Below are 12,519 nucleotides of genomic sequence, written 5' to 3'. Positions count from 1 at the left end.
AAATCTTCAGTTCGGTAGGCCGGGCAACAGCTTCATCGTTGCCGGACGTTTGGAGTCAAGGTGTAGTTTATTTCGGAGAAGTAGTTTACGTTTCTCCCCTATGCCGCCAACCAAAACCCCTATTTCTCCAACCCGATAAAATCCCACACCCTGTGCGAGAAAGTCGCTTCGCTGTGTTCTGGGACCGGAGGGCCGTCGGGATAATTCAGCTGGTAGATTCGCTCGACATTGGCGGCCTGATCCGGCATGTCCAGTTTGGTATAAGCCTCCTTCAGGGCTTCCAGCGCATACGGCACCGCCGGAGTCCGCTGGTATTTTTCGATCACCTCAGCTGCCCGGTTGACGGCGGCGACATAAGCCTGGCGTTTGATATAAAAACGGGCGATATGCACTTCGTGCATCGCCATGTTGTTTCTTAGCGCGGTCATCCGCTGCTTGGCGTCCGCAATATATTTGCTGTTCGGGAAGCGATTGATCAGCTCCGAGAAATTTTCGTAAGCTTCTTTGGTGGTGCTGATGTCGCGCTGCGAGGAGTCGGTCGGCAGGAAGCGGTCGACGAAGCCGAAGCCGCGGTTGTAGTTGACGAGCCCTTTCAGGTAATAGGCATAATCGACGCTCGGATTGCGCGGATTGATCTTGATGAAGCGGTCGGCCGCCGCGAGTGCCGCGTCGGAATCGCCGCTTTTGTAATAGGCATAGGCAACGTCGAGCTGGGTTTGCGCGGAGGTTTCGCCGAACGGGTAGCGCGCTTCCAGCGCCTCGTAGATTTTGACCGCTTTTTCGTAATTGCCGGCGTCGACGGCGGTTTGCGCTTCCTGGCGGAATTTTTCGACATTCCAGTCTTTGTATTCGTCTTCCGTTTCGGCATCCTTGCTGAACGAGAAATTCTTTAGCGATTCGCAGCCGGTCAGCGAGAACGCAAGCCAGCCAATAAATAAACTTTTTAACAAAATTAATCGCATAGTGCTATCGACACGTAGTAATATGATCGGTTTTCGTGCCGGATCGGCAGTTAGCCGATCCGGCACGAAAACTGAACGAGTATAACGTAACGCAGAACGAATCAGAAGAATTTGCGATGGAAAGATTGACGGCCGTAGTGCCCTATGAGTTGGCGGGAATGCGTCTGGATCAGGCATTGGCCGAATTGTTCGCCGACTATTCGAGAACCCGTCTGCAAGCTTGGGTCAAATCAGGCAGGGTGACGGTGAACGGTCGGGCGCTGAAAGCGAAAGACAAGCTGGAAGGCGGCGAAGAGATCGTGCTGGAGGCGGAAGAAGAGGTCGTGGTCGATTCCGAGCCGCAGGACATTCCGCTCGACATCGTTTACGAGGACGAGAGCTTGCTGGTGGTGAACAAGCCGGCCGGCTTGGTGGTGCATCCGGCGGCCGGCAACTGGGACGGCACCCTGCTGAATGCGCTGCTGCATCACGATCCGCATCTCGAAACGCTGCCGCGCGCGGGCATCGTGCACCGGATCGACAAGGAAACCAGCGGCCTGTTGATGATCGCGAAAACGCTGCAGGCGCATAATAGCCTGACCCAGCAGTTGCAGGAGCGCGAAATTACCCGCGAGTATCTCGCCATCACGCGCGGCCGGATGACCGCCGGCGGCACGGTCGACGAGCCGATCGGCCGCCATCCGACCGACCGCAAGCGCTACGCGGTCAGGGAAGCCGGCAAACATGCGGTGACGCATTATCGGGTGCTGAATCGGTTTGCGCATCATACCTTTATTCAGGTGATGCTCGAAACCGGGCGGACCCACCAGATCCGGGTGCACATGGCGCATATTCGATACCCTTTGCTCGGCGATCCGGTTTACGGCGGCCGTTTTCAGATGCCGCCGGACTGTGGAGAACGGCTCGAAGCGGAACTGCGCAATTTCAAGCGCCAGGCGCTGCATGCGGCCAAACTGGGTTTGTTGCATCCGGTGACCGATGAATACCTGGAGTGGGAGCATCCGTTGCCGGAAGACATGGCGCATTTGCTGGAGGCGCTGGAAGCGAATGAACGTCGCTGAACATTTTTTGTTTCCCGAATGGCCTGCGCCTGCCGGCGTGCATGCCGCGACGACGCTCAGGACCGGCGGACTCAGCATCGGGCCTTATGCGAGCCTGAATCCCGCGCTGCATGTCGGCGACGACCGGGAGGCGGTCCTGCAGAATCGCCGGCTGATCCGCGAAAGGCTGGCGCTGCCGTCCGAGCCGGTCTGGCTGGAGCAGGTCCACGGCAATAAGATTGTGAGGGCAGGGGCCGTGGCAGGCGTGCCGCAGGCCGATGCCGGATATACCGACGAGCCTGGCGTGGTGTGCGCGGTGATGACCGCCGATTGCCTGCCGCTGTTGCTCTGTTCGGCTGACGGCGAGCGTGTCGCCGCGGTGCATGCGGGCTGGCGCGGGCTGGCCGACGGCATTATCGGCAATGCGGTGGCGGCGCTGGGCCGGAAAGACCTACTGATCTGGCTGGGGCCGGCGATCGGTCCCGAACGTTTCGAAGTGGGCGAAGAGGTGCGCGCGGTGTTCGTGCAAAAATCGCCGGCTTTTGCCGAAGCGTTCAAGCCGCATCGACCGGAAGGCAAATGGCTGGCCGATATTTATCGGCTCGCCCGCATCGAGCTGAATGCCCTCGGGGTAACAAGCATTTATGGCGGCCGGTTTTGCACGGTCGCCGAACCGGACCGTTTTTTTTCCTACCGCCGGGATGCGGTCACCGGACGCATGGCGACATTGATCTGGAGAGATTGAACGCGTGAATTTATTGTTGTTGATCATCGTTTTTACGGCCCTCGGCGGTGTATTGAGCGTGCTGGCGGCCGCGTTGTTTCTCTTGCTGCCGGACCGGCTGCGGAACCATGTGCTGCCGCACGGCATCAGCTTCGCGATCGGTGCGTTGCTGGCCGTCTCTTTCTGGGGCCTGATTCCGCATGCTTTCGAAGAGGTCGCGCCGGAGCAGTTCCGCGGATTGTCCGCTACGATTCTGGCCGGGATCCTGATCTTCTTCGTGCTTGAAAAGCTCTTGATCTGGCGCCATTGCCATTTCAATGCGTGCGAGGCGCATGGCGAGGAAACGCAAGATCACGATCACGGCAGTCTCCTGCATAGCCACGGGCACCGGCATTCGGCCGGCGCACTGATCATCGTCGGCGACAGTATCCATAACTTCGTCGACGGAATCCTGATCGCGGCGGCCTTTCTGACCGATCCCAAACTCGGCATGGTGACCAGTCTGGCGGTCGCGGCGCACGAAATTCCGCAGGAAGTCGGGGATTTCGCGATCTTACTGCATAACGGTTATACCAAGCGCAAAGCGCTGGCCTATAACATCCTGTCCAGCCTGGCGACGGTGTTGGGAGGGATGCTGGCTTATTTCAGCCTCGAAGACCTGGATCATATCCTGCCTTATATCCTGGCGTTGGCGGCGTCGAGCTTCATCTATGTCGCGGTGGCGGATCTGATACCGACCCTGCACAGGAAAACCGAACTCAAAGATTCGTTGGAACAGATCGCGCTGATCGCGGCAGGCGTGCTGCTGATTTGCGCGATGCACGGCATTGCGCACAGTTTCGAGGGCTAAAACAAAAGCAAGGCAAGGGGTTTTCGGTTTTGCCCTTTACCTTGCTGCTTTGGCCTGCCTTTAAGTAATCACGTTCGGCGCCGTTCTGCCTGTGCGTTTTTTGACCTCGCAAAACTGTTCCGCCAGTTTGATCAGTTCGGCCAATGCTTCCTGCGCGTCCTGATCGTGTTTGGCGGGATCCGCTTCGAATTTTTCCAGATAGATCCGGAGCGTCGCCCCGACCGTGCCGGTGCCGGACAGACGGAATACGATCCGCGAGCCGTCCGTGAAGCCCACCCGGATGCCCTGGTTCTTGCTGACGCTGTCGTCGACCGGATCGGCATAGCTGAATTCGTCGGCGAACTTGACCGTAAACTCGCCGAAGGTCTGGCCGGGCAGGGTAGGCAATTGATTGCGCAGGTGCTCGACAATCCCGTTTGCGATTTCGGTTTCGACCGCCTCGTAATCGTGCCGGCTGTAAATGTCGCGGCCGAATTTTTGCCAGTGCTCGTGTACGATGTCCGCAACCGGCTGGCGTTTTCTCGCGATCAGGTTCAGCCAGAACAGCACGGCCCAGAGCCCGTCTTTTTCCCTGACATGATCCGAGCCGGTCCCGAAGCTTTCCTCGCCGCACAGCGTGATCTTGCCCGCGTCGAGCAGGTTGCCGAAAAATTTCCAGCCGGTAGGGGTTTCGAAACACGGCAGCTTGTAGGCGGCCGCGACCCGGTCCACCGCCTGACTGGTCGGCATCGACCGCGCGACGCCGCTCAAGCCTTTCGCATAGGCCGGAATCAGCCGTGCATTCGCCGCCATAATGGCCAGGCTATCGCTCGGCGTGACAAAAATCTGACTGCCGGTGATCATGTTGCGGTCGCCGTCGCCGTCCGACGCGGCGCCGAAGATCGGCGCATGCGGGCCGAACATCAGTTCGGCCAGTTCGTGCGCATGCGCGAGGTTCGGGTCGGGATGATGACCGCCGAAATCTTCCAGAGGCGTCGCGTTGATCACCGACTCTTCCGGCGCGCCGAGCATATCGACCAGAATCCGTTTCGCGTAGGGGCCGGTAATCGCATGCATGGCATCGAAGCGCAGGGTGATATAGCCGGAGCCGATGCTTTGCTTGAGCAGATTGAAGTCGAAGATCGACTGCATCAATTCCGCGTAATCGCTGACCGGATCGATAATCGTGATCTTGAGACGGTCGATTTGCGTACTGCCGATCGTGTCGAGATCGACGTCGCCCATTTCGGCGATCCGGTAGCTGTCGATCGTCAGGCTGCGTTGATAAAATGCGTTCGTGTATTTTTCGGGAGCCGGTCCGCCGTTGCCGACATTGTATTTGATTCCGAAATCGTCGTCGGGGCCGCCCGGATTGTGGCTGGCCGATAGGATCAGTCCGCCGTAGGCTTCGCACTTGCGTATGATGTGCGAAGCGGCGGGAGTGGACAACAGGCCGCCTTGCCCTATAATGAGCTCGGAGAAGCCGTTGGCCGCCGCCATCTTGATGATGGTCTGGATCGCTTGCCGGTTAAAATAACGGCCATCGCCGCCAAGCACCAGGGTTTTGCCGGCGGTTTCATCCAGCGAATCGAAAATTGACTGGACGAAATTTTCGAGGTAACCTTTCTCTTGAAAGACTCTAACTTTCTTTCTAAGTCCGGATGTTCCTGGATTTTGATCGGAATAGGGTTGAGTGGTTATTGTATTTATCTGCATGATGAATCCCAAATGCGGCGAGTGACCTGAAGGGTTAAAATACACCAAAATTCCTGTTGAGTGTAGAGAGTATGTTGCGAATTTGTTTATGGCTGCTTAACGTTTTTTTTGCAGGCGCGGCGGTAGCCGGCGAGGATTTTTGGCTGCTGGTCGATACCGAGGCGTTGAAGATCGAAGTCAAGAAAGGTGAGCAGACCGTGGATACGATCGACAATATCGCAATCGGGCGAGGCGGCGCGGGCTATAAAACCCATCGTGGCGACGATATTACCCCTTTTGGCGATTATCGAATCGGCTGGGTCGGGGAGCGAAGCAATTTTCGCCGGTTCTTCGGGTTGACCTATCCGAACATTCAAGATGCTAGAACGGCCTTGATCAAGGGCATCGTCAACAAGGAGACCTATGCGCGGATCGTGGAGGCCAACGAAAGCAGGCGGATTCCGCCGCAGAATACGCCTTTAGGCGGACAAATCGGGATACATGGACTCGGAGCGGCGGATGAGAAAATCCATCGCAGCATGAATTGGACGCATGGCTGCATTGCCATGACCAATACGCAGATCGATCATTTGAGTCGGTACGTGGAACCGGGGATGGTGGTGAAGATAAAATAGATTAACATTAGACTGATTTCATGATACGATGTTCCCGGTTAATTTGTTTTTGTAGTCGTAACTTTTTTTAAAAGGAAAAGAAAATGAAAAAGCTTGTTAAATTATCAATGATCGCATTGGCTGCCAGCTTGGTTGTAGGCTGCGCCACCAACGGAGACATCGAAAATCTGCAAGGCCAAATCGATGGTTTGAAAACAGACGTTGCAAAAGCTTCTTCTGACGCTTCTAGCGCACTGGCTGCGGCTAACGACGCATCTTCACGCGCTGCCGCTGCTGAAGCCGCTGCTAACCGCGCTGCCGACGCTGCTCAAGCAACCAACGACAAGCTGGACAGACTGTTCCATAAAACCATGATGAAATAAGCTCCGGCTTAGATCATATGAAAGCCCGGCCAGCGAAAGCTGCCGGGCTTTTTCATGTCCGCCGTTTTTTGAAGGAAGCCCATCCTGCCCGATCTTGAAGATCGGGCAGGCGATTTGTTTCAGGCCCGGTTTTCGCCGCCGAACCAGGCAATCAGCCTCGGCAGCAGTTCTGCCAGCTCCCCCGTCATGATCGTGAAATCCGCGTCGAAGCGTTCGGCAGCGCTGCCGGTATCGATGTCGGCCGCCTGCTCCTGCACCATGTCCAGAAACCGCAGCCGTTTCAAAGCCAGGTGTTCGTCCAGCACGAAGGCGATCCGTCCGGCCCAGTTTACCGCCAGTTTGATTGCCTGCTTGCCCGTATCCAGGTGGTTTTTGATTTCCGGCGCGCTGAGGTCGTGCTTTTTGCAGCGGATGATGCCGCCTTCTTCTTCCAGCGCGCGTAGCTCGCATTCGTCTTCGACCGTCAGGTCCTCAGGCGCCTCTTGCGTCAGCAGCCACTGCGTCATGTTGACGCTCGGCTTATCTATCGTGTTTAGCGGGATCGCCGGCAACGAGCCCAGACATTTGCGCAGGCTGCTGAGCAAGTCTTCGGCGCTTTTGGCGGAGGCGGAGTCGATCAGTAGCCAGCCGCCTTTGGGATCGATATAGGCATAGGTCTTGCGGGAAAAACGGAAGGCTTTCGGGAGCAGTTCGAAGATCAGTTCGTCTTTCAAGGTGGTGCGTTCTTTTTTGGAGAGTTTGCGTGCTTCGCGGTCTTCGATCTCGCCAATTTTTTCCTGCAGCATCTCGTTGACTACCGCCGTCGGCAGGACTTTTTCTTCTTTTTTGCCGCACAACATCATGAAGCCGTTGGCGGCATGCACCAGTTGATCGGAGGATTTGCCGACCGGTTGCGTCCAGCCGAAACTGAATTCCTCATGCGGTCCGCAAGAGCGGAATTGCAGCGTTTGGAGTTTTTGCTCCAGCTCGCCGGGAGTCAAGGTAAAGGTTTCGGTCAGGCGAAAAATAGTCAGATTCTTGAACCACATGATTTGAAGGGTATCCTATAATGACGATGAGCCGGCTATTATCGCAAATTTGGCCGGCCTGCTTGACAGTAATTTATTGAGGAAATGAAATGCATGAGATAAGCGGATTTGATCCGATAGCCGCGCCCGATGCGCGGGTGTTGATTTTAGGGGCGATGCCCAGCAAGGTCTCGAAAGCAAAAGAGCAATACTACGGTCATGCGAAAAATGCGTTCTGGACCATCATGGGGCGATTGTTCGGCGCCGACCCGGATTTATGTTACGGGCTGCGCAAGGGAATTCTAATAACGCACCGGGTAGCGGTGTGGGATGTCTTGAAAACCTGTCAAAGAGCCAGCAGTCTGGATGGGGATATCGAAATGGACTCGATCGTCGTGAACGATTTTAATGTGTTTTTCAGCCAGCACGGGCAGATCCGGCATGTGTTTTTCAATGGAATGACTCCGGAGAAGATCTACCGGAAATTTATCTTACCCACGTTGCCGGAAAGATTTGCTTATCTGGTGTATCATAGGCTGCCCTCGACCAGTCCCGCCCATGCGGCTCTCGGCCTGAAACAAAAACTGGATGCCTGGCAGGAAATCAAACAGTGCATGACGGCCGAACTTGCGGAAGGCTGACGAGAACTTGAATAACCGCTGGAAAAAACGCTTTAACACGAATGATGATTGAAGAAGATTACGATGAATACGGTGAGGAGGTCGAATATTACGCGGTCCGGCCGAATAAAACCCGAATAAAAAAGGAAATTGCCGCGTTATTCAAATTGGGCGAGGAAATGGCCGGTTTGTCGCCCGATCAGTTGGAGAGGCTGATGTTGCCGGAGAGGATTCTGCAAGCGGTTCGCGAAGTTTCCGGCATGCCTCATACAGGCGCACGCAAGCGCCTGTTGAAATATATTGCGGGTCAACTGCACCAGATCGATGTCGAGCCGTATGCCGAAAAATTGGCGCGCCTCAAGAACAAAAGCGCGCATGCAGTCCGGGAGCATCATCTCGCCGAACAATGGCGCGACCGCTTGATTGCCGAGGGGAATGAAGCCGTGACAGCGTTGCTGGACGATTATCCCGAAGCCGACAGTCAGCAATTGCGGCAGCTGATCCGCAATGCGCAGAAGGAAATCACCGCTGCGAAGCCGCCCAAATCGTCACGGCTGTTATACCGCTACATCAAAGATCTGTTGCAAGACGACGGGCTTCCGGCTGCAGCAGATGAATCGGCGGCCGATGAAGACGAGGCGTTCGGAGAGGATCGGGAAGAGATTTGATCGTGTTTTTCTCGGCGGAGGAAGCGGAGGGATGATGAAAGAAGCCGATCATTCCATCCCGAGCAACGCGTAGAAATTATTTTTCCGGCATCTTCAATTCGGCCGTCTGGTTCCAGTCCGAAAAGGGAAAAGGCAGGGCTTCGGTATTGAAAGTCATGAACAGCAGGATGTGATAAGTATATACCGACAGGCTGCGCCCGAGATTCAGAATATTTTTGTTCGCCTTGCCGGTCAGCAGGGTCGAGGCAACCTGCAGTAGAATGACCGCCCACAGCAGCATCCTGACCAAGCCGCCGATCGCGGCAAAAATCAGCATGAAGAAAATTCTTTTCCAGGTGTCGATATTGGTCAGGTTGTAGTTGATTTGCTCATCCATTCGTTTTTTAACCTCGGTTCATAATGTCGCGCAAGTCCAGGGCGGATGCGTTTGCGCGGGCGATGTAGGTCGCCATCGTTAAAGAGTAGTTCGCGAACAGGCCGTAGCCGCTGCCGTTCAGAATCATCGGGCTCAGGATCGGCGCCATCGCGTTTTCGAGCGATTTGATCATGATGTCGACCGTGTTCATCGCGCGCTTGTCGAGCAGGATGTCGTGAAAATCGTACTTGACCGCTTTTAAAATGTGCAGCAGCGCCCAGCTGGCGCCGCGCGCTTCATAAAACACGTCGTCGATTTGCAGCCACGGAGTCTGCGGCAGGGCCGTGGCTTTCGCGTTGCGGATATTGACGTCGACGTCGGGATCGACCACTGCCAGCGCCGGATTGATTTCGGCGCCGCCAGTACTGGCGCTGAGTCTTGTCGAAAGGTTGCCCAGGCGTTTGATTACCAGCTCGGTATATTGCCACAGGTTGTCTGCACGCGAATAAAATTGCGCGCGTTTGACCTTGCCGCCCCACTTTTGAAGGCGTGACATGTAATTGTGCAAGGCGTCCACGCCTTTTTGGTATTCGGCTTCGGTCGACGGCAAGGCCCAGGAATCGTTCTCGTAATAGAAATACGGTTCGGCGATTTTCAGATCAGGGTCTTCGTCGGATTGCGACTGATCGCGAGCGAAGTGATTCCGGAGCGCGGACGTCGCGTCGCGCAGCATCACCAGCGCGCCGTATTCGAAATTCGAGATGTTGTCCAGAAACAAACCGGGCGGCGCCACGTCGTTGGTGATGTAACCGCCGGATTTATGCAGCAGGACTTCGGCAATGTGGGCCAGCGTGTTGGTGTAGGTATAGCCCAGCGGAATATCGGTCGTATTGGTGATTTTGGCGCGCTCCATCGCTTCTTCCTGGACGTTGAACTGGTCCGGCTCGCTGCCCCACCAGGCACCTAAAATCAAAATGATGACGAGTGTCGCCAGTAGCAGAACGCCAAAGCCCCAGAGCACTCCTCTCGATTTAGTGTCTTCAAATTCGTTTGCCGCCATTACTGGAATCCCGTATCAACTGTGTCTGCTTCAGGTAACTGATTGCTTTGGTTTTAAAATAACCTGCATGGTAGCAGATTTTGGATTTTTTTTCGCCTGCAATTAGGGGCCGCGCATTTTTTTTGCCCGCGGATGGGCCTGGTCGTAAACGTCGGCGAGATGTTGAAAATCCAGATGTGTGTAGATTTGGGTCGTACCGATATTGCTATGGCCGAGCAGCTCCTGCACCGCGCGTAAGTCGCGGCTCGATTCGAGCAGATGGCTCGCGAAGGAGTGCCGGAGCATGTGCGGATGGATGTGTTCGGCGATTCCTTTGGCGAGGCACCAGCGTTCGAGGCGCAGTTGCACACTGCGGACGCCGAGCCGGAATCCTTTCGATGAAGTGAATAACGCCTTTTCCTTCACGTCGGCGGTGCCGTTCCGGAGCGGCAGCCATTTTCGGATCGCCTCGACCGCCTTGCTGCCGATCGGCAGGATTCTGGCTTTGCCGCCCTTGCCCGATTCGATGGTCAGCATTCCATCTTCCAGATTGATATCGCTCAGGTTCAGCGCGGCCAGTTCGCTAAGGCGCAGGCCGCTCGAATAGAACAGTTCGAACATTGCCTGATCGCGGATTTCCAGATCCGAGTGCGCGCCGGCCTCCAGTAACCCCGTTACTTGATCGACGTCGAGCGTTTTCGGGAGTTTACGCGGCTGCTTGGGCGCCTGCACATGTTCGGCCGGATTGATTTCGACGCGTCTTTTTTTCAGCAGAAACTGGTAAAAGCTGCGCATTGCCGACAATTCGCGCTGCAGGCTTTTGCTGCCGATTCCCTGGCGGTGGCGCGCGGCGATATGCGCGCGAATATGCGGTTGGCTAACGCCGGAAAAATGTGGAATCGATTTTTCCTTGCAAAAGTCAGCCAATCGTTCGAGATCGCGGCGATAACTGCTCACCGTGTGCTTCGAGGCGCGCCGTTCGACTTCCAGTTCGCGGAGAAACTCGTCCAGCCATTGTCGTGCCTCGCTATGCATAATTTTTCTGCAAGAGCAGAGGCAGGAGGCGCGCGCCGATGATTTCGCTCATGTGGGTCAAAAAGAAACTGCCCATGCTGTAATGGAAGCGGTCGTTGCTGCGGCTGCCGATCGCGAGTATTCCGCTTGGGTCAGCATCTATCCCGCCCGGGCAGTCATCTCCAAACTTCATTGGAATGATCGCAGCGGACTGGACTTCGAGCGCTGCCGGGCCGAACAGCACTTTGGCCTGGGCCAGGGTAGGGCGGCCGAATTTAAGCTGTCCCGCAGAGAGTATCGGCAGGAAATGTTCCGATTCGGCGCTGCCGGGCGCGAGAAAAAGCTGCGGCAGCGCCGCGTTCGGGGTGTCGGTAATGATCCGGAGCGCGACGAAATCGGTTACGAAATAGCCGGACAGGACTTCTTCCAGGCTTGCGACCGCTTCTTCCAGCGTCGAGGTTTCGAGCAGCGCCAGCGTCAGTTTGTGCATCCGGCTGAACGAGGTATCGTTGTTTTTGGCGATTTCGATCAGGGAAGCCAGTTGGGCTTCCATTTCCTGATTCCGGTTGCGGAGTATTTCGAGCTGCTTCGAAATCAGCGAGATCGCATTGCCGCTGGGATGCGGTATCAGGAGGTCTTCCAGCAGATCCAGATGGTCGTTGAAAAATGCCGGATTGGCGCGCAAATAATCCGCAACCTGTTCCGAAGTCAAAGCGTTTCGCCGTCCGCTCATGGCTCAATCGTCCCCTCGAAAACGGAAATGGCGGGTCCGGTCATCAGCACCGGTTCGCCGCGGCCGGCCCAGCTGATTTTTAACGCTCCGCCCGGCAATTGCACCTGGACGTGACGGTCGACCAGACCGTGCTCGATCGCGATCACCGCCGCCGCGCAGGCGCCGCTGCCGCAAGCCAGCGTTTCGGCAGCGCCGCGTTCGTACACCCGCAATTTGATATGTTCGCGGTCCATGATCTGCATGAAGCCGATATTCGCGCGCGCCGGAAAGAACGGGTGCGATTCCAGCAGGCGCCCGACCGCAGCGACCGGTGCCGCCTCGACATTGTCCACCTGCAGCACCGCATGCGGATTGCCCATCGAGACTGCGCCGAATGCGTAGGTTTCACCGTTGGCGGACGCCTGATAGCTGCTCGCTTCCTGGTCCGCCAGCAGCGGAACTTCGGCAGGATGGTGACGGGGAATGCCCATATTCACGGTAATCTGGCCGTCGGAATCGAATTTCAGCAGCAACTGGCCTGCGTCGGTATCGACGCACACTTCGTCCTTATCGGTCAAACCCTGGTCGCGCACGAAGCGGGCGAAGCAGCGTGCGCCGTTGCCGCATTGACTGACTTCGCTGCCGTCCGCATTGAATATCCGGTACTTGAAATCGGCGTTCGGACTGACCGGTTTTTCGACCAGCAGCAATTGGTCGAAACCGATCCCGAAATGCCGGTCGGCCAGGCGCCTGATCGTTTCGGGTTCCAGGCGCGGTGTTTGGCGGATCGCGTCGATCACGACAAAGTCGTTGCCGAGGCCGTGCATCTTGGTGAAATGAATCATTGAATCAGTAGG

At 56.3% G+C, this 12,519-nt stretch carries 15 protein-coding genes; 7 read left to right on the top strand and 8 right to left on the bottom strand.

All coding sequences use genetic code 11. From position 1 onward, the window contains the following. Positions 1-119: 119 nt before the first annotated feature. On the bottom strand, positions 120-962 hold the full coding sequence (locus CC94_RS0103190) for an outer membrane protein assembly factor BamD (RefSeq protein ID WP_005373877.1): 843 nt from the start codon (positions 960-962) through the stop codon (positions 120-122). 116 nt (positions 963-1,078) lie between these two features. Between CC94_RS0103190 and rluD the strand changes: the two genes are divergently transcribed. From rluD to CC94_RS0103175, 3 genes are read left to right on the top strand one after another with little or no spacing between them, the layout of a single operon-like run. Then, the gene (rluD, locus tag CC94_RS0103185; protein WP_031429784.1) at positions 1,079-2,023 is read left to right on the top strand and encodes a 23S rRNA pseudouridine(1911/1915/1917) synthase RluD; all 945 of its coding nucleotides are present in this window, start codon (positions 1,079-1,081) and stop codon (positions 2,021-2,023) included. Continuing rightward, complete coding sequence (pgeF, locus tag CC94_RS0103180) at positions 2,010-2,747, top strand: peptidoglycan editing factor PgeF (protein ID WP_005373873.1); 738 nt, start codon at positions 2,010-2,012, stop codon at positions 2,745-2,747. The genes rluD and pgeF overlap by 14 nt, the downstream gene beginning before the upstream one ends. Positions 2,748-2,751: 4 nt before the next feature. Further along, a complete protein-coding gene (locus tag CC94_RS0103175) occupies positions 2,752-3,576 on the top strand; it encodes a ZIP family metal transporter (protein ID WP_005373871.1) in 825 nt (274 codons plus the stop codon). A 60-nt stretch (positions 3,577-3,636) separates the two neighbouring features. Here the strand turns inward: CC94_RS0103175 and CC94_RS0103170 are convergent, their stop codons facing one another. Beyond that, positions 3,637-5,271: an alpha-D-glucose phosphate-specific phosphoglucomutase gene (locus CC94_RS0103170; protein ID WP_031429783.1), complete on the bottom strand. Its 1,635-nt coding sequence runs from the start codon at positions 5,269-5,271 to the stop codon at positions 3,637-3,639. A gap of 71 nt (positions 5,272-5,342) precedes the next feature. Between CC94_RS0103170 and CC94_RS0103165 the strand changes: the two genes are divergently transcribed. Both CC94_RS0103165 and CC94_RS0103160 read left to right on the top strand, forming a co-directional pair. Beyond that, entirely contained in the window at positions 5,343-5,885 is a 543-nt protein-coding gene (locus CC94_RS0103165) for a L,D-transpeptidase family protein (RefSeq protein WP_005373867.1), read from the top strand. An 83-nt stretch (positions 5,886-5,968) separates the two neighbouring features. Then, a complete protein-coding gene (locus CC94_RS0103160; RefSeq protein ID WP_005373865.1) occupies positions 5,969-6,247 on the top strand; it encodes an Lpp/OprI family alanine-zipper lipoprotein in 279 nt (92 codons plus the stop codon). Positions 6,248-6,366: 119 nt separating this feature from the next. On the opposite strand, the gene rdgC is transcribed toward CC94_RS0103160, so the two are convergent. Further along, on the bottom strand, positions 6,367-7,275 hold the full coding sequence (rdgC, locus tag CC94_RS0103155) for a recombination-associated protein RdgC (protein WP_005373863.1): 909 nt from the start codon (positions 7,273-7,275) through the stop codon (positions 6,367-6,369). An 89-nt stretch (positions 7,276-7,364) separates the two neighbouring features. On the opposite strand from rdgC, the gene CC94_RS0103150 reads away from it, so the two are divergent. Both CC94_RS0103150 and yjgA read left to right on the top strand, forming a co-directional pair. Then, positions 7,365-7,895: a DNA-deoxyinosine glycosylase gene (locus CC94_RS0103150; RefSeq protein ID WP_005373861.1), complete on the top strand. Its 531-nt coding sequence runs from the start codon at positions 7,365-7,367 to the stop codon at positions 7,893-7,895. Between the two features lie 41 nt (positions 7,896-7,936). After that, a complete protein-coding gene (yjgA, locus tag CC94_RS0103145; RefSeq protein WP_005373860.1) occupies positions 7,937-8,542 on the top strand; it encodes a ribosome biogenesis factor YjgA in 606 nt (201 codons plus the stop codon). 76 nt (positions 8,543-8,618) lie between these two features. Here yjgA and CC94_RS0103140 read toward each other — a convergent pair whose 3' ends face one another. The 5 genes from CC94_RS0103140 to dapF all read right to left on the bottom strand — a co-directional run bounded on the left by CC94_RS0103140 (position 8,619) and on the right by dapF (position 12,507). Further along, a complete protein-coding gene (locus CC94_RS0103140; RefSeq protein WP_031429781.1) occupies positions 8,619-8,918 on the bottom strand; it encodes a DUF4389 domain-containing protein in 300 nt (99 codons plus the stop codon). A gap of 7 nt (positions 8,919-8,925) precedes the next feature. Continuing rightward, entirely contained in the window at positions 8,926-9,957 is a 1,032-nt protein-coding gene (locus CC94_RS0103135) for a DUF2333 family protein (protein WP_005373857.1), read from the bottom strand. 102 nt (positions 9,958-10,059) lie between these two features. Next, positions 10,060-10,971, bottom strand: coding sequence for a tyrosine recombinase XerC (gene xerC / locus CC94_RS0103130; RefSeq protein ID WP_005373855.1), 912 nt, complete (start codon positions 10,969-10,971; stop codon positions 10,060-10,062). Next, entirely contained in the window at positions 10,964-11,683 is a 720-nt protein-coding gene (locus CC94_RS0103125; protein ID WP_005373853.1) for a DUF484 family protein, read from the bottom strand. Before CC94_RS0103125 ends, xerC begins: the two co-directional genes overlap by 8 nt. Beyond that, a complete protein-coding gene (dapF, locus tag CC94_RS0103120; protein ID WP_005373852.1) occupies positions 11,680-12,507 on the bottom strand; it encodes a diaminopimelate epimerase in 828 nt (275 codons plus the stop codon). The genes CC94_RS0103125 and dapF overlap by 4 nt, the downstream gene beginning before the upstream one ends. Positions 12,508-12,519 lie beyond the last annotated feature (12 nt).

This window comes from Methylomicrobium agile, from assembly GCF_000733855.1.
Lineage (GTDB): Bacteria > Pseudomonadota > Gammaproteobacteria > Methylococcales > Methylomonadaceae > Methylomicrobium > Methylomicrobium agile.
Note: the sequence above shows the minus strand (reverse complement) of the source record. Positions and strands in the feature narration are given on the sequence as shown.